At 72.2% G+C, this 403-nt stretch carries 1 protein-coding gene; it reads right to left on the bottom strand.

What is annotated here, in order from left to right; all coding sequences use genetic code 11:
• Positions 1–403 (bottom strand): sigma 54-interacting transcriptional regulator (locus tag GWE18_RS42150; RefSeq protein ID WP_275191339.1); only part of this gene is annotated, 403 nt, incomplete at both ends.

Here is a 403-nt window from a genome sequence, read left to right as displayed (position 1 = left end):
AACCGGCCGGCCGAGCGCTGGAGGGCGCCCGTGAAGGCGCCCTTCTCGTGGCCGAAGAGCTCGGATTCGATCAGGTCGCGCGGGATCGCGGCCATGTTGACCGGCACGAACGGGCCGGTGCGGCGGCGGCCGTAATCGTGCAGCGCCCGGGCGACCAGCTCCTTGCCGGTGCCGGACTCGCCGGTGATCATCACGGTGAGGTCGGTGGGCATCAGCCGGGCGAGCGCCCGGTAGATCTCCTGCATGGCGGGCGAGCGCCCGACCAGCGGGATGTCCTCGTTGTCGGGGGGCGCGCCGGCCGCAGGCGCTCCCCGGGGACGCGACAATGCGCGGCCCACGATGGCGATCAGCTCCTTCAGGTCGAAGGGTTTCGGCAGATACTCGTAGGCCCCGCGCTCGGAGG

The sequence above is a fragment of the Bradyrhizobium sp. CSA112 genome, from assembly GCF_029051645.1.
GTDB lineage: Bacteria > Pseudomonadota > Alphaproteobacteria > Rhizobiales > Xanthobacteraceae > Bradyrhizobium.
The sequence above is the reverse complement of the archived record's forward strand: the minus strand, read 5'-3'. Positions and strand labels throughout refer to the sequence as shown.